This window comes from Pseudomonas sp. R3-18-08 (genome assembly GCF_003852065.1).
GTDB lineage: Bacteria > Pseudomonadota > Gammaproteobacteria > Pseudomonadales > Pseudomonadaceae > Aquipseudomonas.
Genome location: NZ_CP027729.1, coordinates 4,174,638 through 4,193,415 on the forward strand (window position 1 = coordinate 4,174,638; position 18,778 = coordinate 4,193,415).

Annotated in this window: 20 protein-coding genes; 13 read left to right on the top strand and 7 right to left on the bottom strand. The window is 62.2% G+C overall.

The window, feature by feature from the left end; all coding sequences use genetic code 11:
• Positions 1 to 10 precede the first annotated feature (10 nt).
• The 11 genes from ccoN (at position 11) to hemN (ending at position 10,681) form a co-directional block, all read left to right on the top strand.
• Entirely contained in the window at positions 11 to 1,453 is a 1,443-nt protein-coding gene (gene ccoN / locus C4J92_RS19080; protein ID WP_124363884.1) for a cytochrome-c oxidase, cbb3-type subunit I, read from the top strand.
• A complete protein-coding gene (ccoO, locus tag C4J92_RS19085; protein ID WP_124371486.1) occupies positions 1,453 to 2,061 on the top strand; it encodes a cytochrome-c oxidase, cbb3-type subunit II in 609 nt (202 codons plus the stop codon). The genes ccoN and ccoO overlap by 1 nt, the downstream gene beginning before the upstream one ends.
• Positions 2,062 to 2,066: 5 nt before the next feature.
• The gene (locus C4J92_RS19090) at positions 2,067 to 2,252 is read left to right on the top strand and encodes a CcoQ/FixQ family Cbb3-type cytochrome c oxidase assembly chaperone (protein ID WP_003193169.1); all 186 of its coding nucleotides are present in this window, start codon (positions 2,067 to 2,069) and stop codon (positions 2,250 to 2,252) included.
• Positions 2,249 to 3,226, top strand: coding sequence for a cytochrome-c oxidase, cbb3-type subunit III (ccoP, locus tag C4J92_RS19095; protein WP_124404929.1), 978 nt, complete (start codon positions 2,249 to 2,251; stop codon positions 3,224 to 3,226). The genes C4J92_RS19090 and ccoP overlap by 4 nt, the downstream gene beginning before the upstream one ends.
• Before the next feature lie 116 nt (positions 3,227 to 3,342).
• Positions 3,343 to 3,498, top strand: coding sequence for a hypothetical protein (locus C4J92_RS27010; RefSeq protein ID WP_164487545.1), 156 nt, complete (start codon positions 3,343 to 3,345; stop codon positions 3,496 to 3,498).
• 270 nt (positions 3,499 to 3,768) lie between these two features.
• Positions 3,769 to 5,172: a cytochrome c oxidase accessory protein CcoG gene (gene ccoG, locus C4J92_RS19100; RefSeq protein WP_124404930.1), complete on the top strand. Its 1,404-nt coding sequence runs from the start codon at positions 3,769 to 3,771 to the stop codon at positions 5,170 to 5,172.
• Between the two features lie 15 nt (positions 5,173 to 5,187).
• Positions 5,188 to 5,727 carry a FixH family protein gene (locus tag C4J92_RS19105; protein ID WP_124371490.1) on the top strand — a complete coding sequence of 180 codons (540 nt, stop codon included), beginning with the start codon at positions 5,188 to 5,190 and terminating at the stop codon, positions 5,725 to 5,727.
• A 113-nt stretch (positions 5,728 to 5,840) separates the two neighbouring features.
• A complete protein-coding gene (locus C4J92_RS19115; protein WP_124404931.1) occupies positions 5,841 to 8,285 on the top strand; it encodes a heavy metal translocating P-type ATPase in 2,445 nt (814 codons plus the stop codon).
• A 22-nt stretch (positions 8,286 to 8,307) separates the two neighbouring features.
• Positions 8,308 to 8,520, top strand: a complete 213-nt coding sequence (ccoS, locus tag C4J92_RS19120; protein ID WP_124367928.1) for a cbb3-type cytochrome oxidase assembly protein CcoS — start codon at positions 8,308 to 8,310, stop codon at positions 8,518 to 8,520.
• On the top strand, positions 8,513 to 9,196 hold the full coding sequence (locus C4J92_RS19125) for a sulfite exporter TauE/SafE family protein (RefSeq protein ID WP_124404932.1): 684 nt from the start codon (positions 8,513 to 8,515) through the stop codon (positions 9,194 to 9,196). Before ccoS ends, C4J92_RS19125 begins: the two co-directional genes overlap by 8 nt.
• Positions 9,197 to 9,298: 102 nt before the next feature.
• Positions 9,299 to 10,681: an oxygen-independent coproporphyrinogen III oxidase gene (gene hemN, locus C4J92_RS19130; protein WP_124371493.1), complete on the top strand. Its 1,383-nt coding sequence runs from the start codon at positions 9,299 to 9,301 to the stop codon at positions 10,679 to 10,681.
• Here hemN and C4J92_RS19135 read toward each other — a convergent pair whose 3' ends face one another.
• On the bottom strand, positions 10,682 to 11,152 hold the full coding sequence (locus C4J92_RS19135; protein WP_124371494.1) for a hypothetical protein: 471 nt from the start codon (positions 11,150 to 11,152) through the stop codon (positions 10,682 to 10,684).
• Between the two features lie 151 nt (positions 11,153 to 11,303).
• Here C4J92_RS19135 and fnr point away from each other — a divergent pair, with 151 nt between their 5' ends.
• Together fnr and C4J92_RS19145 are read left to right on the top strand one after the other, a co-directional pair.
• Positions 11,304 to 12,038 (top strand): fumarate/nitrate reduction transcriptional regulator Fnr, encoded by a 735-nt coding sequence (fnr, locus tag C4J92_RS19140; RefSeq protein WP_124363895.1) that lies wholly within the window; start codon positions 11,304 to 11,306, stop codon positions 12,036 to 12,038.
• 78 nt (positions 12,039 to 12,116) lie between these two features.
• Positions 12,117 to 12,665 carry an adenine phosphoribosyltransferase gene (locus tag C4J92_RS19145; protein WP_124363896.1) on the top strand — a complete coding sequence of 183 codons (549 nt, stop codon included), beginning with the start codon at positions 12,117 to 12,119 and terminating at the stop codon, positions 12,663 to 12,665.
• A gap of 64 nt (positions 12,666 to 12,729) precedes the next feature.
• On the opposite strand, the gene recR is transcribed toward C4J92_RS19145, so the two are convergent.
• The 6 genes from recR to C4J92_RS19175 form a co-directional block, all read right to left on the bottom strand.
• A complete protein-coding gene (gene recR / locus C4J92_RS19150) occupies positions 12,730 to 13,332 on the bottom strand; it encodes a recombination mediator RecR (RefSeq protein ID WP_042945124.1) in 603 nt (200 codons plus the stop codon).
• 66 nt (positions 13,333 to 13,398) lie between these two features.
• Entirely contained in the window at positions 13,399 to 14,433 is a 1,035-nt protein-coding gene (locus C4J92_RS19155) for an NADP-dependent oxidoreductase (protein ID WP_124404933.1), read from the bottom strand.
• 133 nt (positions 14,434 to 14,566) lie between these two features.
• A complete protein-coding gene (locus C4J92_RS19160; RefSeq protein WP_124363899.1) occupies positions 14,567 to 14,905 on the bottom strand; it encodes a YbaB/EbfC family nucleoid-associated protein in 339 nt (112 codons plus the stop codon).
• 43 nt (positions 14,906 to 14,948) lie between these two features.
• Positions 14,949 to 17,018 carry a DNA polymerase III subunit gamma/tau gene (gene dnaX / locus C4J92_RS19165; RefSeq protein WP_124404934.1) on the bottom strand — a complete coding sequence of 690 codons (2,070 nt, stop codon included), beginning with the start codon at positions 17,016 to 17,018 and terminating at the stop codon, positions 14,949 to 14,951.
• Between the two features lie 96 nt (positions 17,019 to 17,114).
• Positions 17,115 to 17,705 carry a hypothetical protein gene (locus C4J92_RS19170; protein WP_124404935.1) on the bottom strand — a complete coding sequence of 197 codons (591 nt, stop codon included), beginning with the start codon at positions 17,703 to 17,705 and terminating at the stop codon, positions 17,115 to 17,117.
• Between the two features lies 1 nt (position 17,706).
• Positions 17,707 to 18,753 carry an N-acetylmuramidase family protein gene (locus C4J92_RS19175; RefSeq protein ID WP_124404936.1) on the bottom strand — a complete coding sequence of 349 codons (1,047 nt, stop codon included), beginning with the start codon at positions 18,751 to 18,753 and terminating at the stop codon, positions 17,707 to 17,709.
• Positions 18,754 to 18,778: the final 25 nt, after the last annotated feature.

Sequence of the window (18,778 nt, forward strand, 5' to 3'; positions counted from 1 at the left end):
GAACCTTAGAATGAGCACAGCAATCAGTCCGACTGCTTATAACTATAAGGTCGTTCGCCAGTTCGCCATCATGACGGTGGTCTGGGGGATCCTTGGCATGGGGCTCGGGGTGTTCATCGCCTCGCAACTGGTTTGGCCGCAATTGAATTTCGACCTGCCCTGGACGACCTTCGGCCGCCTGCGCCCGCTGCACACCAACCTGGTGATCTTTGCCTTCGGTGGATGTGCGCTGTTTGCCACCTCCTACTACGTCGTGCAACGCACCTGCCAGACGCGACTGATTTCCGATGGCCTTGCCGCCTTTACCTTCTGGGGCTGGCAGGCGGTCATCGTCGGCGCCATCATCAGCCTGCCCCTGGGCTACACCACCACCAAGGAATACGCCGAGCTGGAATGGCCGATCGCCATTTTGCTCGCCATTGTCTGGGTGACCTACGCCGTGGTGTTCTTCGGCACCATCGTCAAGCGCAAGACCAAGCACATCTATGTCGGCAACTGGTTCTACGGGGCGTTCATCCTGGTCACGGCGATGCTGCACATCGTCAACCACGCGTCCCTGCCGGTCAGCCTGTTCAAGTCCTACTCGGCCTATGCCGGCGCGACGGATGCCATGATCCAGTGGTGGTACGGGCATAACGCCGTGGGCTTTTTCCTCACCACCGGTTTCCTCGGGATGATGTACTACTTCGTGCCCAAGCAGGCCGAACGTCCCATCTACTCCTACCGCCTGTCCATCGTGCACTTCTGGGCGCTGATCACCCTGTACATCTGGGCCGGTCCGCACCACCTGCACTACACCGCGCTGCCGGACTGGGCGCAGTCGTTGGGCATGGCGATGTCGATCATCCTGCTGGCGCCGAGCTGGGGCGGCATGATCAACGGCATGATGACGCTCTCGGGCGCCTGGCATAAGCTGCGCACCGACCCGATCCTGCGCTTTCTGGTGGTTTCGCTGGCGTTCTACGGCATGTCGACCTTCGAAGGCCCGATGATGGCGATCAAGACCGTCAACTCGCTGTCCCACTACACCGACTGGACCATCGGCCACGTCCACGCCGGTGCGCTGGGCTGGGTGGCGATGATCTCCATCGGCGCGCTGTATCACATGATCCCCAAGCTGTTCGGGCGTGCGCAGATGCACAGCGTCGGGCTGATCAACACGCACTTCTGGCTGGCCACTATCGGCACCGTGCTCTACATCGCCTCGATGTGGGTCAACGGCATTACCCAGGGCCTGATGTGGCGTGCGATCAACGACGACGGCACCCTCACCTACTCGTTCGTCGAAGCGCTGCAAGCCAGCCACCCGGGCTACATCGTGCGCGCCCTGGGCGGTGCGTTCTTCGCCACCGGCATGCTGTTCATGGCCTACAACGTCTGGCGCACCGTGCGTGCCTCCGACCCTGAGCAAGCTGAAGCCGCCGCCAAGATCGCCGTCGTGGGAGCCCACTGATGAAGCATGAAGTAGTCGAGAAGAATATCGGCCTGCTGGCCTTCTTCATGGTCATCGCCGTGAGCATCGGCGGCCTGACCCAGATTGTCCCGCTGTTCTTCCAGGACGTGACCAACAAGCCGGTCGAAGGCATGAAACCGCGCACCGCCCTCGAACTGGAAGGCCGAGACGTCTATATCGCCAACGGTTGCGTGGGCTGCCACTCGCAGATGATCCGCCCGTTCCGCGCCGAAACCGAACGCTATGGCCACTACTCGGTCGCCGGTGAAAGCGTGTGGGACCACCCGTTCCTGTGGGGTTCCAAGCGCACCGGCCCGGACCTGGCGCGCGTTGGCGGGCGTTACTCCGATGACTGGCACCGTGCGCACTTGTACAACCCGCGCAACGTGGTGCCGGAGTCGAAAATGCCGGCATACCCGTTCCTGGTGGAAAACAAGCTCGACGGCAAGGACACCGCGAAAAAAATGGAAGTCCTGCGCACCCTGGGCGTGCCCTACACCGACGAAGACATCGCCGGTGCGGCTGCCGCCGTCAAAGGCAAGACCGAAATGGACGCATTGGTGGCCTACCTGCAGGGCCTTGGCACCCTCATCAAAAGCAAACGGTGACCGGCATGGATATCGGAATGATTCGTGGCCTGGGCACCGTCGTGGTGATGGTGGCCTTTATCGGCCTGGCGCTGTGGGTGTTCAGCCCACGGCGCAAATCGGAATTCGACGACGCGACCATGCTGCCTTTTGCGGATGACCCGGAAGCCATCAAGCACGTCGAGCAAGCGTCTAGGAGTAACAAAGAATGACTACGTTCTGGAGCCTGTACGTCACAGTCCTCAGTCTGGGTACCATCTTCGCCCTGACCTGGCTGCTGCTGTCGACCCGCAAGGGCCAGCGCGCCGAACAGACGGACGAGACCGTCGGCCACTCGTTCGACGGCATCGAAGAATACGACAACCCGCTGCCCAAATGGTGGTTCATGCTGTTCGTCGGCACCATCATCTTCGCCCTCGGCTACCTGGCGCTGTACCCTGGCCTGGGCAACTGGAAAGGCCTGCTGCCGGGTTACAACTACCTCGACAACGACAAGCAAACCGCGTTCGCCAACGGCCAGACCGGCTGGACCGGCGTGCACGAATGGGAAAAGGAAATGGCCAGGTCGGAGGCCAAATTCGGGCCGATCTTCGCCAAATTCGCCTCGATGCCGATTGAAGAAGTGGCCAAGGACCCGCAGGCCCTGAAGATGGGAGGACGTCTGTTCGCCTCCAACTGCTCGGTGTGCCACGGTTCCGACGCCAAGGGCGCCTACGGTTTTCCCAACCTGACCGACGCCGACTGGCGCTGGGGCGGCGACGCGGCGACCATCAAGCAAACCATCATGCAGGGCCGCCATGCGGTGATGCCAGGCTGGGCCGAAGTGATCGGCGAGCAAGGCGTGGCCGACGTAGCGGCGTTCGTGGTGACCAACCTCGACGGCCGCAAGCTGCCGGAAGGCGCCAAGGCCGACGTCGCCAACGGCGCGAAACTCTTCGCCGCCAACTGCGTGGCCTGCCACGGCCCGGCCGGTAAAGGCACCCCGGCCATGGGCGCACCGGACCTGACTCATCCGGGTGCGTTCATCTACGGTTCGAGCTTCGCCCAACTGCAGCAGACCATTCGCTATGGCCGTCAGGGCCAGATGCCGGCGCAGGAACAACTGCAGGGCAATGACAAGGTGCACTTGTTGGCGGCGTATGTGTACAGCTTGTCCCATGGGGATAAGAAGGCTGAGGAGCCATAACGAAGAGGTAGTGAAAAAGGCCCTTTCAGCGAAAACTGAAAGGGCCATTTTTGTTCATTGCACCTTAAGAGACAGTCATTTAGTTTGGACTTCGGCACTTTCATTGAGACTCAAACATGAACAATCCCCCAGAAAGCTCCCAGCAAAAAGATCCGAAAGAAACGCTCAAGCCCAATCATTCAGACATTGTTGAAATGCTTCAAATGCCTGAAGAGCGCATCGAATTCAGCCCTGATCGCGCAACTATCATCCATAGGCCGCTCCAGGACTGAACTCTTCCAGGCAGTGATTTCAAATAAAGAGTTACTTAACTGAACAGCATCAGGGCCCTCCACCCCACCGCAATCACAAAACCAACCATACTTCACAAGTCAATTGATCCAGATCACGTACACCATCAATTGATTTCCCCCAACGCGACCAAAGGTCGCACCCTTCACGCACCACCGGGGGCGTATCATGAGGCCACTGCAGCACCCTTAATTTGACCCCGGTTGGCATGTACTGGCCGAGGCAAATCTCCACCGCCGTGGGATGCAATGATGAGCAACCAGATACCGGTACACGACGTTACCCCGCCTGCCAAAACCGTCGATCTCTATGCGTCACGAGAGAAAATCTACACCCGCGCCTTCACCGGGCTGTTCCGCAATCTGCGCATGCTCGGCGGTGCCGGCCTGTTCCTGCTGTACTTCGGCACGGTGTGGCTGAACTGGGCCGGTCACCAGGCGGTGTGGTGGAACCTGCCGGAGCGTAAGTTCTTTATTTTTGGCGCAACCTTCTGGCCGCAGGATTTCATCCTGCTGTCGGGCATCCTCATCGTCGCGGCGTTTGGCCTGTTCTTCATCACGGTTTACGCCGGCCGCGTCTGGTGCGGCTATACCTGCCCGCAAAGCGTGTGGACGTGGATCTTCATGTGGTGCGAAAAGGTTACCGAAGGCGATCGCAACCAGCGCATCAAGCTGGACAAGGCGCCCATGGGCGCCAACAAGTTCCTGCGCAAACTCAGCAAGCACACGCTGTGGCTGCTGATCGGTTTTGTCACCGGCCTGACCTTTGTCGGCTACTTCTCGCCGATCCGCGAACTGGTATTGGACTTTTTCACCGGCCAGGCCGACGGCTGGTCGTATTTCTGGGTGGGTTTCTTCACTCTCGCCACCTACGGCAACGCCGGCTGGCTGCGCGAACAGGTGTGCATCTACATGTGCCCCTATGCGCGGTTCCAGAGCGTGATGTTCGACAAGGACACGCTGATCGTTTCCTACGACCCACGCCGTGGCGAAGTGCGTGGCCCGCGCAAGAAGGGGGTCGACTACAAGGCCCAGGGCCTGGGCGATTGCATCGACTGCACGATGTGCGTGCAGGTGTGCCCCACCGGCATCGACATCCGCGACGGCCTGCAGATCGAGTGCATCGGCTGCGCTGCCTGCATCGACGCCTGCGACAACATCATGGACAAGATGGAGTACCCACGCGGCCTGATCAGCTACACCACCGAGCACAATCTGTCCGGACAGAAAACCCATAAGTTGCGCCCGCGCCTGATCGGTTACGCCTTGGTGTTGCTGGCGATGATCAGCCTGCTGGTGGCCGCGTTCTTCATGCGTTCGCTGGTGGGCTTCGACGTGAGCAAGGACCGCGTGCTGTACCGCGAAAACGCCGAAGGGCGCATCGAAAACGTCTACAGCCTGAAGATCATGAACAAGGATCAGCGCGACCACACTTACGTGCTCGACGCCGCCGGCCTGCCCGACCTCAAGCTGCAAGGCCGACGCGAAATCAAGGTGGCCGCCGGCGACATCGTCAGCATGCCGGTAGAATTGTCGAGTGCGCCCGAGCAGTTGCCGTCAAGCACCAACGAGGTAACGTTCATCCTCGAGGACGCCGACGACAACAGTGTCCGCATTGAAGCCAAGAGCCGATTCATCGGCCCACAAGTTCGTTAGACAGGGAACACAAGAATGCCCGTAACCACTGCCGCAAGCCCTTGGTACAAGCACCTCTGGCCCTGGATCATCATCGCGATCCTCGCCTGCTCAGTGACCCTGACCTTGTCCATGGTGACCATCGCGGTGAACCACCCGGACAACCTGGTCAACGACAACTATTACGAGGCCGGCAAAGGCATCAACCGCTCCCTGGACCGCGAACGCCTGGCCCAGACCCTGCAACTGCGCGGCAAGCTGCACCTGGACGCGCTGACCGGTGAAGTCGATCTGCACCTCACCGGCTACAGCAACCCCAACACCCTGGAGCTGAACCTGATCTCCCCGACCCAGCCGGCGAAGGATCGCAAGATCAACCTGACCCGCAGCGCCAGCGAACCGGGCCGCTACATCGGCCAGGTCACCGACAAGGTCGAAGGGCGCCGCTTCGTGGAACTGCTCGGCGTGGAAGGCGACAAGACCTGGCGCCTGTTCGAAGAAGAAGAGGTCAGCCACGACACAGACTTGCTGCTCGGCGATGAGCCGTTGCAGGGTGCCGAAGACCTGAAGAAGTAAAAGATCGCGCTTCGCGCATCGCGGGCAAGCCCACTCCCACATTGGAACGCGTATCCCTGTGGGAGTGGGCTTGCCCGCGATGAGGCCCTTTCAGCCACCAAAGATCCCGAACCATGATCACCCCCTGCTACCACTGCGCCCTGCCCGTCCCCTCCGGCAGCCGGTTCACCACACAAATCCTCGGCGAGCGCCGCGAACTGTGCTGCCCGGGTTGCCAGGCGGTGGCGGAGGCGATTGTGGCGGGCGGGCTGGAAAGCTATTACCGGCACCGCAGCGAAGCCTCGGCCAACCCCGAAGCGCTGCCAGTGCAACTGGTCGATGAACTGGCGCTGTACGATCGCGCCGATGTGCAAAAGCCTTTCGTACGCCACACCGGCGAATTCGCCGAAGCCACCCTGCTCATGGAAGGCATCAGCTGCGCGGCGTGTGGCTGGTTGATCGAGAAACACCTGCGCAGCCTGCCCGCCGTGGCCGAAGCGCGGCTGAACCTGTCCAACCACCGCCTGCACGTGCGCTGGGCCGACGGGCAGTTACCGTTGAGCCAGGTGCTCAGTGAGCTGCGCCATATCGGCTATGCCGCCCATCCCTATCAAGCGGACCGTGCCGCCGAACAACTGGCCGGCGAGAATCGCCTGGCCCTGCGCCAACTCGGCGTTGCCGGTTTACTGTGGTTCCAGGCCATGATGGCGACCATGGCCACCTGGCCTGAATTCAATATCGACCTCAGCCCCGAGTTGCATGTCATCCTGCGCTGGGTCGCGATGTTTCTGACGACCCCCATCGTGTTCTACAGCTGTGCGCCATTTTTCAAAGGGGCGCTGCGCGACCTGCGCACGCGCCACCTGACCATGGACGTGTCGGTGTCCCTGGCCATTGGCGGGGCTTATCTGGCGGGCATCTGGACCGCGATCACCGGCGTGGGCGAGTTGTACTTCGATGCGGTCGGCATGTTCGCGCTGTTCCTGCTGGCCGGCCGCTACCTGGAGCGACGTGCCCGCGAACGCACCGCCGCCGCCACCGCGCAGTTGGTCAACCTGCTGCCCGCCTCGTGCCTGCGCCTGACCGCAGACGGGCAAAGCGAACGCATCCTGCTCGGCGAACTGACCTTGGATGATCGGGTGCTGGTCCACCCTGGCGCGGTGCTGCCAGCGGATGGCGTGATTCTCGAAGGCCAATCCAGCGTCGACGAATCCCTGCTTACCGGCGAATATCTGCCGCAGCCCCGGCAGGTCGGCGATGCCGTCACCGCCGGCACGCTCAACGTCGAAGGCGCGCTGACCGTGCAGGTGCGCGCCTTGGGCCACGACACACGCCTGTCGGCCATCGTGCGCCTGCTGGAGCGTGCCCAGGCCGAAAAACCGCGCCTGGCGCAAATCGCCGACCGCGCCGCACAGTGGTTTCTGCTGGGTTCCCTGCTGGCGGCTGCGGTAATCGGCCTGGTGTGGTGGCAGCTCGATGCCTCCAGGGCGTTCTGGATTGTATTGGCCATGCTGGTCGCGACCTGCCCGTGCGCGTTGTCCCTGGCCACCCCCACCGCCCTCACCGCCGCCACCGGCACGCTGCACACCCTTGGCTTGCTGCTGACCCGTGGCCATGTGCTGGAAGGGCTCAACCAGATCGACACGGTGATTTTCGACAAGACCGGCACGCTCACCGAAGGGCGCCTCGCGTTAAGAGCCATCCGGCCCCTGGGCGAGCTGGACAGCGAACAGTGCCTGGGACTCGCCGCCGCGCTGGAAAACCGCTCCGAACACCCGATTGCCCGCGCCTTTGGCCGTGCCCCGCTGGCTGCCGATGACGTCTTGAGCAGCCCCGGCCTGGGCCTGGAAGGCCGCGTGGGCGAACGCCTGATGCGCATCGGCCAAGCCGCTTTTGTCTGTGAACTCAGTGGCGCCCCCATCCCAACCTCACCGGACGAAGCCGGGCAATGGCTGCTGTTGGGGGATCAACGCGGCGCGCTCGCCTGGTTCGTGCTCGACGACCGCCTGCGCAGCGATGCACCCGCCCTGCTTGCCGCGTGCAAGGCGCGCGGCTGGCGCACGCTGCTACTGTCGGGGGACAGCTCGCCGATGGTCGCCAGTGTCGCCGCCGAGTTGGGCATTGATGAAGCCCACGGCGGCCTGCGCCCCGACGACAAGCTGCAAGTGCTGCAACGCCTGCACCGGGAAGGCCGCAAGGTGCTGATGCTCGGCGACGGTGTCAACGATGTGCCGGTCCTGGCCGCTGCGGATATCAGCGTGGCGATGGGTTCGGCTACCGACCTGGCAAAAACCAGCGCCGACGCGGTGCTGTTGTCCAACCGCCTGGAGGCGTTGGTGCAGGCTTTTACCTTGGCGCGACGCACACGCCGGGTGATCATCGAAAACCTGCTGTGGGCCGGGCTGTATAATGGCCTGATGCTGCCGTTCGCGGCGCTGGGGTGGATCACCCCCATCTGGGCGGCCATCGGCATGTCCCTCAGTTCGTTGACGGTGGTGCTCAATGCCCTGCGCCTGACGCGCCTGCCCAGCGCGCAGGCCGCCAGTGCCCCCTTGATAAACCGCCCGCTGCCGGCTTGAGCCGCGCGGGCATGGAGTGCAGATGCCAGCTCTATACGTGATGATTCCGGCGGCGCTGCTGTTAGTGGGCGTGGCCATCTACATCTTCTTCTGGGCCGTGGACAGCGGCCAGTACGAAGACCTCGACGGCCCGGCCCACAGCGTGCTGTTCGACGATCAGGACCCGAATCACCTGGCCGCCGTCGACGAAGCCAACCGCACCGAGCAGCCGCCCAAAGAGCCGCCCCATGCTTGAACTGGCGCCTTTGCTGGTTTCTGCGCTGATCCTCGGCCTGCTCGGCGGTGGGCATTGCCTGGGCATGTGCGGCGGCTTGATGGGGGCGCTGACCCTGGCCATTCCCCCGGAGCAGCGCAGCCGAAGGTTTCGCCTGCTGCTGGCCTACAACCTGGGGCGCATCCTCAGTTATGCCGCGGCGGGGTTGCTGATCGGCCTCGCCGGCTGGGCCGTGGCCAACAGCCCGGGGGCGATGTTGCTGCGCGTGCTCGCAGGGTTGCTGCTGATCAGCATGGGCCTGTACCTGGCCGGCTGGTGGAGCGGCCTGACCCGCATCGAACGCCTCGGTCGCGGCCTGTGGCGGCATATCCAGCCGGTTGCCAACCGCTTGCTGCCGGTCTCAAGCCTGCCTCGCGCATTACTGCTGGGCGCGCTGTGGGGCTGGTTGCCGTGCGGGTTGGTCTACAGCACCTTGCTGTGGGCCGCCAGCCAGGGCAATGCGCTGGACAGCGCGTTGCTGATGCTGGCGTTCGGCCTGGGCACCTGGCCGGTGTTGCTGGCGACCGGGCTGGCCGCCGAACGTGTCACCGCGCTATTGCGCAAGCGCAGCGTGCGCATGGCCGGTGGTGTGCTGGTGGTGCTGTTCGGCCTCTGGACCTTGCCTGGGCCGCACCAGCACTGGCTGATGGGGCACTGACACGCCTGTGGCATAGCGCCGCTCCCCGTTGATGCAAATCAACATGCCCTTCCCACCCTGCCCCTAGACTCGGCCGACTAGCCAATCCGGGGGACCGCGCGCATGCTCGACGCCATTCGTTGGGACACAGATCTGATTCACCGCTACGACCTGGCGGGGCCGCGCTACACGTCCTACCCCACCGCCGTACAATTCGACAGCCAGGTCGGCTCCTTCGACCTGCTCCATGCGCTGCGCGACAGTCGCAAGGCCATACGGCCGTTATCGCTGTATGTGCACGTGCCGTTCTGCGCCAACATTTGCTACTACTGCGCCTGCAACAAGGTGATCACCAAGGACCGTGGTCGCGCCCAGGCCTACCTGCAACGCCTGATGCAAGAGATCCAGCAGGTGGCCTGCCACCTCGACCCGAAACAGCCGGTGGAGCAACTGCATCTGGGCGGCGGCACGCCGACCTTTCTCAGCCATGACGAGCTGCGCCAGGTGATGACCCACCTGCGCCAGCACTTCAATCTGCTGGAGGACGATTCGGGCGACTACGGTATCGAAATCGACCCTCGCGAAGCCGATTGGGCAACCATGGGCCTGCTCCGTGAACTGGGCTTCAACCGCGTCAGCGTCGGCCTGCAAGACCTCGACCCCGAGGTGCAACGGGCGGTCAATCGCCTGCAGAGCCTGGAAGAAACCCGCGCGGTGATCGACGCGGCGCGTACCCTGCAATTTCGCTCGATCAATATCGACCTGATCTACGGCCTGCCCAAGCAGTCGCCACTCAATTTTGCGCGCACCGTGGAGGAAGTCATCGGCCTGCAACCGGACCGTCTGTCGGTGTTCAACTACGCGCATTTGCCGGAACGCTTCATGCCGCAGCGGCGGATCCATACCGAAGACCTGCCCTCGCCGGCAGAAAAATTACTGATGCTGCAAACCACCATCGAGCAGTTGACCCAGGCGGGTTATCGCTACATCGGCATGGATCATTTTGCGCTGCCGGATGACGAACTGGCCATCGCCCAGGAAGAGGGCACGCTGCAACGCAATTTCCAGGGCTACACCACCCACGGGCACTGCGATTTGATTGGGTTGGGGGTTTCAGCGATCAGCCAGATCGGCGACCTGTATTGCCAGAACAGCAGCGACCTCAACCAGTACCAGAACGCCTTGGCCGGTGCGCAACTGGCCACCAGTCGCGGCCTGATCTGTACCACCGACGACCGTCTGCGGCGGGACGTGATCCAGCAGTTGATCTGCCATTTCAGCCTGGAATTCGCGGGCATCGAGCAGAGGTTCAATATCGATTTTCGCGGCTATTTCGCTGAGCTGTGGCCGCAGTTACAGATAATGGCCGCAGACGGCTTGATCGAGCTGGATGCCCGGGGCATCCGCGTGCTGCCGGCCGGGCGCCTGCTGGTGCGCTCGGTGTGCATGGTGTTCGATGCATACCTCGAGCACCAGAACCGGCAGCGGTTCTCGCGGGTGATCTGATTACATCGACAGCGAGGCGGCTTTCATCGAGTCCTCGGCACTCATGCCTTTCATCGACTTGGCCAGCGACGTCTGAGCGGACATCAGGCCCGCCTGCAGCGAACTGATCTCGCTCTGCAGCGCGCTGGTACGGGCGCGAGCCTCCTCAGGGGACAGGTTATTGGCGGCGGCTACCGCCGCCAGCTCGGCTTGTTTTTCGGCAATCTGTTGCTTCAACTGGCGGATCATTTTCAGTACCTGCTTGACGTTGTCGTCCAGGCCGCTGTCATCGATGTCCGAATTGCTGCTCTTGGCCGCGCCTGCAGCCTGGAAGGCAGCAGCGGAAATAGTCACGGTCACACCTTCAACCACTTTGGTTGGCGTGGTTTTTTCTTCAATCGCCGGTACCTTCTCGTCGGCCTCGCTCGCCGCCTTTGCATCAGGCACAAACGGGACGCGGACAGCAGGGTTATAGGCACTGATAACAGACATGATCCGAGTTCCGTCTAATGGATGTGCCCCTGTATCGACCTCACGCGCAGAATCTTTAGACCGCCGGCGGTTTCTCGTTGGCGCTGGCCTCGTTGCCCTCCAGTGCGTTACCCTTACGTCTTATGTGTGTTTTCCCACAAGGATTTAAGAAATGTCCGAGCCAGTCAAACAGCGCGCTCACGGCCAGGCCCACTGCAAGGATTGCAGCCTGGCCCCCCTCTGCCTGCCACTTTCATTGAATCTGGAAGACATGGATGCGCTGGACGACATCGTTAAACGCGGCCGCCCACTGAAAAAAGGCGAGTTTCTGTTTCGCCAGGGCGACAAGTTCGACTCGGTCTACGCAGTACGTTCCGGGGCGTTGAAGACGTTCAGCCTCAGCGACGGTGGCGAAGAGCAAATCACCGGTTTCCACTTGCCCAGCGAACTGGTCGGGCTGTCGGGGATGGACACTGAGATTCATCCGGTGTCGGCCCAGGCGTTGGAGACTACGTCGGTGTGTGAAATCCCCTTCGAGCGCCTGGATGAACTGGCCTTGCAGCTGCCGCAATTGCGCCGTCAGTTAATGCGCGTGATGAGCCGCGAGATCCGTGACGATCAACAGATGATGCTGCTGTTGTCGAAAAAAACCGCCGACGAGCGCATCGCGACGTTCCTGGTCAACCTGTCGGCGCGTTTCCGCGCCCGTGGGTTTTCCGCCAACCAGTTCCGCCTGAGCATGTCGCGCAATGAAATTGGCAATTATCTGGGCCTCGCGGTGGAAACCGTGTCCCGCGTATTTACCCGCTTCCAGCAGAACGCGCTGATTGCCGCCGAGGGCAAGGAAGTGCACATCCTCGACCCCATCCAGCTGTGCGCGCTGGCCGGCGGTTCCCTGGAAATGTGATCCAGGGTCTGCGGCCAAGCGAACCCGCGAGGCCGCAGGTATACTTCGAGTCCGTTTTCCGCCCAGGACTCTTCGACGATGACTTTCGATTCGTTCGACATCAAATCCCTGATCCGCCCCGTCATCGACTTCCCCAAGCCTGGGGTAATCTTCCGTGACATCACGCCATTGTTCCAATCACCCCGTGCCCTGCGCCTGGTCGCCGACAGCTTTGCCCAACGCTATGTCGAAGCCGATTTCAGCCATATCGGCGCGATGGATGCGCGCGGCTTCCTGATCGGCTCGATCATCGCCTATCAGCTCAACAAGCCACTGATCCTGTTCCGCAAGCAAGGCAAGCTGCCGGCCGACGTCCTGGCTGAGGGTTACCAGACCGAATATGGCGAAGCCTTCCTTGAAGTGCACGCCGACAGCCTGTGCGAGGGTGACTCGGTGCTGATGTTCGATGACTTGATCGCCACGGGCGGCACCCTGATTGCTGCGGCGAATCTGGTGCGGCGCATGGGCGCAAAAATCTTTGAAGCGGCGGCGATCATCGATTTGCCGGAGCTGGGTGGGTCGCAGCGCTTGGAAGACATGGGCATCCCGACGTTTTGCCTGACGCAGTTTGCCCTGACCGAGCGATAAGTAGTGCCCTGACTGGCCCCATCGGGAGCAAGCCCCCTCCCACATTGGGTATTTGCAGTGGTCGTTAGAGTGCGATCGGCTTACGGCCGGCGAAGGAGTGCGCCAAGGTGCCGCCGTCGACCAGTTCAAGTTCGCCACCCAGGGGCACACCATGGGCGATACGCGAGGTGATCAACCCTTTGTTGCTCAGCAATTGGGCGATGTAATGCGCCGTGGCTTCGCCCTCCACCGTCGGATTGGTTGCCAGGATGACTTCGCTGAAGGTGCCCTGCTCTTCAATCCGCGCCACCAGTTGCGGGATGCCGATGGCTTCCGGCCCCAGGCCATCGAGCGGCGACAAATGGCCTTTGAGCACGAAATAACGCCCGCGGTAACCGGTTTGCTCCACCGCGTACACATCCATCGGCCCTTCCACTACGCACAGCAGCGTGTCGTCGCGACGGGGGTCGGCGCATTGCGGGCAGAGTTCTTCTTCGGTCAGGGTGCGGCATTGGCGACAGTGGCCTACGCCTTCCATGGCCTGGCTCAGGGCCTGGGCCAAACGGGTGCCGCCGCTGCGATCGCGCTCCAGCAGTTGCAGCGCCATGCGCTGGGCGGTTTTCTGGCCGACGCCCGGCAAAGTACGCAGGGCGTCGATCAGTTGGCGAATCAGGGGGCTGAAGCTCATGGGCGAAGGGTCCGACAAAACAACGAGACGCGGTTTATACCCGCGCCTCGGATTAGCGTCAAATGCTCAATCCTGTGCGACGCGCACCACCAACTTGCCGAAGTTGCGTCCCTCGAGCAAACCGATAAAGGCTTCAGGTGCCTGCTCCAGGCCGTCGACCACGTCTTCGCGGAACTTGATCTTGCCATCGCGCACCCAAGGCGCCATGGCGCTCAGGAACTCGGGTTGGCGATCACCGTAGTCGTCAAACACGATAAAGCCCTGGATGCGCACACGCTTGGTCAGCAAGGTGCGTTGCAGCGCCGGCAGGCGATCCGGCCCGCTTGGCGCTTCATGGGCGTTATACCCGGCGATCAGCCCGCAGAGCGGAATCCGTGCCTTGGGGTTGAGCAGCGGCAGCACGGCATCGAACACCTTGCCACCGACGTTTTCATAGTAGATGTCCACGCCGTTGGAACAAGCCTGCGCCAGCTCGTTGGCGAAATCTGCGCCCTTGTGGTCGATACAGGCATCAAAGCCCAGCTCATCCACCACGTAGCGGCACTTGTCCACACCGCCAGCAACCCCCACTACGCGCAAACCCTTGAGCTTGGCGACCTGGCCCACCACCGAGCCCACCGCACCGGAGGCAGCCGCCACGACCAGGGTTTCACCGGCCTTGGGCTGGCCGATGTCCATCAGGCCCATGTAGGCAGTCATGCCTGGCATGCCCAGCACACCCAGGGCCATCGACGGGCTCGCCAAGCCATTGGGCACCGGCATCAGGTTGCGACCATCGCTGATGCTGTGGCTTTGCCAGCCGGTGGAGCCCACGACCAGGTCGCCCACTTCGAATTTCGGATGGCGTGATTGCTCGATGCGGCTGACAGCGCCACCGGTCATCACCTCGTCGATTTCCACCGGCGCGGCGTAGGACGGCGCGTCGCTCATGCGGCCGCGCATGTAGGGGTCCAGGGACAGGTAGAGCGTCTTGAGTAGCACCTGGCCGTCCTCCAGCTCTGGCAGGGTTACCCGTTCGAGGCGGAAATTTTCCGGGGTTGGCGCGCCTTGAGGGCGTGAAACCAGGACGATGCGTTGGTTGAGCGTCGGTTCTTGAGGCATCAGGGGCTCCTTAGCGAATGCATGCGTATAGGGTGCAGACCCTGATTGTTGCGCCAGGGTTCAGATCCAATAGGCACATACAAAAATGCCAGGCACGAGGCCTGGCATTCGGGTGCAGCGCAAAGCCGGTCAATCAGAACGGCAGCTTCATACCCGGTGGCAGTTGCATGCCAGCGGTCACGCCGCCCATTTTTTCCTGGCTGTTGGCTTCGATCTTGCGCACGGCGTCGTTGACGGCAGCGGCGAACAAGTCTTCCAGCACTTCGCGGTCGTCATCGCTGACGCCCTCGAGCAGGCTGGGGTCGATGCTGACGCGCTTGATGTCGTGACGACCGGTCATCACCACGCTGACCATATCGCCACCGGCTTTACCGGTGACTTCGGCGTTGGCCAGTTCTTCCTGCATCTTGGCCATCTTTTCCTGCATCTGCTGCGCCTGCTTCATCAGGCCGGCCATGCCACCTTTCATCATGGGAATCACCTCAAAAGTACGTGGATCAAATTAGTCGCCCGGTTCATGACGCCTGGGGCGCCGGGGCTTCGACAGGTTCAATAGTATCGTGACGGACGACCGCACCGAACTGTTGCATCATTTGTTGGATAAGCGGATCAGCCTGGATCGACGCCTCGGCGTCGCGCTGGCGGTTCAGGCGCCGACGCGTCGCAGCCTGGGCCGGGGTTTCCTGCTCGGGCTTGATCAACTCGATAGCGATGGTCAGCGTGCGCCCATGGTACTGGTTGAGCGCGTCGTTGAGCCGGCGCTGCTGAGTGGCATTGAACAAGGCACTGTGGGCCGGGTCCAGGTGCAGCAGCCAGTGGTCGCCGTCGATGGTAATCAACGTGCAGTTGGCGGCGATACTGGCAGTCATGCCGGAGATCGGCAATTTTGGAAACAATTCCAGCCATTGCAGGGCCAGGCCAGTGGCCGGGGCGGCGGCAGGCTCCGCCTCCGGCTCGGGGGCCGGCTCGGCGGTATGTTCGCTGGCAAGTTCGTCCAGGTAGCTGTAGGCCGAATCCATGTCCGGCTCGATGTAGTCTTCGTCCAGCGGCGGTTCATCGTCGAGGTCGATACCGGGAGTGGCCGCCTCGACCTGGGCGACAGTCGGTTCGGGCACAGGCGCGGATACCCACTCCGGCGCATCCGGCACCACGCTGTCCGGGGTCGGCGTGGGCATGGGGGTCAACTCCGGCTGCTCGCCGGTGGTGTCCAGCACCGGCTCCACGGCGGGCTGTAGCTCCGGCTCGACGGGCGCTTCAACCGGGTCATTCCAGGGCAGATCCACCACCGGGGCGACTTGCGGCTCAGGCTCCGGCTCCGGCTCCGGCTCGATAACCGGTTCTGGCGCGGCCACCGGGGCGGCCACCACAGGCTCGGGAACCGCTGCGGGCGCAGCCACTACTGGCGCAACCACCGCCGCGCCAGCCACTGGTTTGGCGGAATCAACTGTGGCCTGGCTGATCCCCACTGGCTTTAGCGGCTGTCTCGGCGCATCCGCCGAGTCGGCGGGCCGGAAGGCCAGCATCCGCAGCAGCACCATCTCAAAGCCACCGCGCGGGTCCGGCGCCAGGGGCAGATCACGGCGGCCGATCAGGCCCATCTGGTAATAGAACTGCACATCTTCGGCCGGCAGCGCCTGGGCCAGCGCCAACACGCGGTCGCGGTCGCCATGGCCGTTGTCGACCCCCTCAGGCAATGCCTGGGCGATGGCGACGCGGTGCAGCACATTGAGGATTTCCGAGAGCACGCCGTTCCAGTCCGGGCCTTGCTCGGACAAGTGGCGCACGGCTTCGAGCAACGCCTTGGCGTCGCCCTCGATCAGCGCGTGCAGCACGTCGAACACCTGGCCGTGGTCGAGCGTGCCGAGCATGGCGCGCACATCGGCGGCCAGGACCTTGCCTTCTCCGAAGGCGATGGCCTGGTCGGTGAGGCTCATGGCATCACGCATCGAGCCATCGGCAGCGCGGCCAAGCAGCCACAGCGCGTCGTCTTCGAACGGTACATTCTCGACGCCCAGCACATGGGTCAAATGCTCGACCACCCGCTCAGGGGTCATGTTCTTCAGGGAGAACTGCAGGCACCGCGACAAAATCGTCGCAGGAAGTTTCTGCGGGTCGGTGGTGGCCAGGATGAATTTGACGTAGGGCGGCGGCTCTTCCAGGGTTTTCAACAGCGCGTTGAAGGAATGGCTGGACAGCATGTGCACTTCGTCGATCAGGTAGACCTTGAAGCGGCCACGGCTCGGCGCGTACTGCACGTTGTCGAGCAGCTCGCGGGTGTCTTCGACCTTGGTGCGGCTCGCGGCGTCGATCTCGATCAGGTCGACGAAACGCCCTTCGTCGATCTCGCGGCACACCGAACAGGTGCCGCAAGGGGTCGATGTGATACCGGTTTCACAATTCAGGCATTTGGCGATGATGCGCGCAATCGTGGTCTTGCCCACCCCGCGCGTACCGGTGAACAGGTAGGCGTGGTGGAGCCGCTGGCTGTCCAAGGCATTGATCAGAGCCTTGAGCACATGGGTCTGGCCGACCATTTCGCGGAACGAGCGCGGGCGCCATTTACGTGCAAGAACCTGATAACTCATCGAAAACCGTCGCAACTGGGAAGCGGAAGCCGGTAATGCTAGCGGAGCAGGGGGGAAATTGCATCCGGCACGCTCATAAAGTCGCCTCCCACAGGTTTAAATCTTCGGCGCCACCAAGCGTGCGTACTGCTCCTGGCTGATCCAGCCCGTGAACGAACGGTCATCGGCATTGATGAACTCGACCTGCGCCCAGCCGTCCTTGAAGGCCAGCACCCCCACCACATCATTCTTGACGATGTAGGGTCGCTTGGCGGCTTTGGCACCGGGGGCTTTCAACAGGTAAGCCTTGTCGGCCGACACCGTCACCAGGCCGATCCATTTTTTCCTGGCGGTCTGGCTCAGCTCCAGGCCCGTCGCAATCTCTGGCATCAACACATTGATGCAACCAGGGTGCTGACGGCCTTGCTCAACGGTCAGGGTCACGCCGTCGGACGCCGCCGCCACGCTGCCGGGATACGCCACATCGAGCCAGGTGGTCAGCGCCGCGGGCGTGCCCTGCAGAAAAAACCTGCAGCCCCGCGTCACGCCCTCGCCCAGGCTTTCCGAGTAGAACCCTTCGACCTGCTGCTGCGGCGTCACTGCCAGCATCAGCCCTTCGTACTTGCCCGAATGCAACGCGGCCGAGCCTGCCAGGGCCGGCACCACGGCGCACAGCGACAACACACCTACCGCCAGAAAACGAATCATCTTATTTCTTCCCTTCCAGTACGTCGTAGGCCTGCTTCATCAGCACGTCGTAATTGCCATAGTCCTCACCGTTATAGTTGCGGGCCATGGCGGTAAAGTCCTTGTTTTTCATCGCACTCATCAACGCGGTATTTTTGCCGCAAAGGGCCAGGTAGGCCTTGAGCTGATTGCCGGCATTCACTTTCATTGACGCCACGAACTCAAATACCGTCTTGAACCCGCACGACGCAAAATTGAACCCCATGATCTGGAACATGCCCCACGAGGCCGACAGCAACGCTGCTTCCTGGTCCAGCGCAAACGCAGTGGCCATGGTTTCCCAGGCCTTGACCTGATCCTTGTTGTTGGCCTGCCACTGCGGGCCGGCTTTTTTCTTGTAGATGTACGACAGCAGCGGGTGCGCCTGATCGTAGATGTGCTTGGTGTATTTGCGAAATTGATGGCCTTCGAAGGCGATGATCGGCAACTTGGCCGGTCCGAAGCCCACCTTCCCACCCGACTCCACGGTGGCGAATGCCTTGATGACATTCACCGAGATCCCATTGCCCAGCTGCTTGGCAGCGTTCTGGAAGTCCGTTTCGCTCAGCGTCGTGCCGCCGTCGCAGGTGGCCTGCATCATCAGCTGCCGGTTACGCCGTTCGGCCTCGATCACCACGCGCACCTGGTTGAGATAGACATTGACCGTGGCCTGCACCGCGTCGGCATTGTTATTGCCGAAGGCGTTGAGAAAGCTCGGAATACGCGTGGTCGGGAAGGCCTGCAGCGGCACCTTCACCGCCTCTTCGATCAAGCTGTTGAACGTGCGCCCGGTGGGGTCGATGACGCCATCGGGGTGGGCATATTTGAGATGACGGAACTGGTACTGGCTGATGCACTGCACCAACTGGCCGTCGCATTTGCCGTTTTCGGGCAGGGGGAAACCCATTTTGGGGATGATCAGGTTGAATAAATACTGGATGCACTGAACATCGGCAGGCAAGTTGCGAGCTTTACCGGGCGCGCCGACCGAGGCACTGATAAGACGAGGCAACCCTTGCAGGCTTTTCATGACAGACATCCTTGTGAGTTAAAGA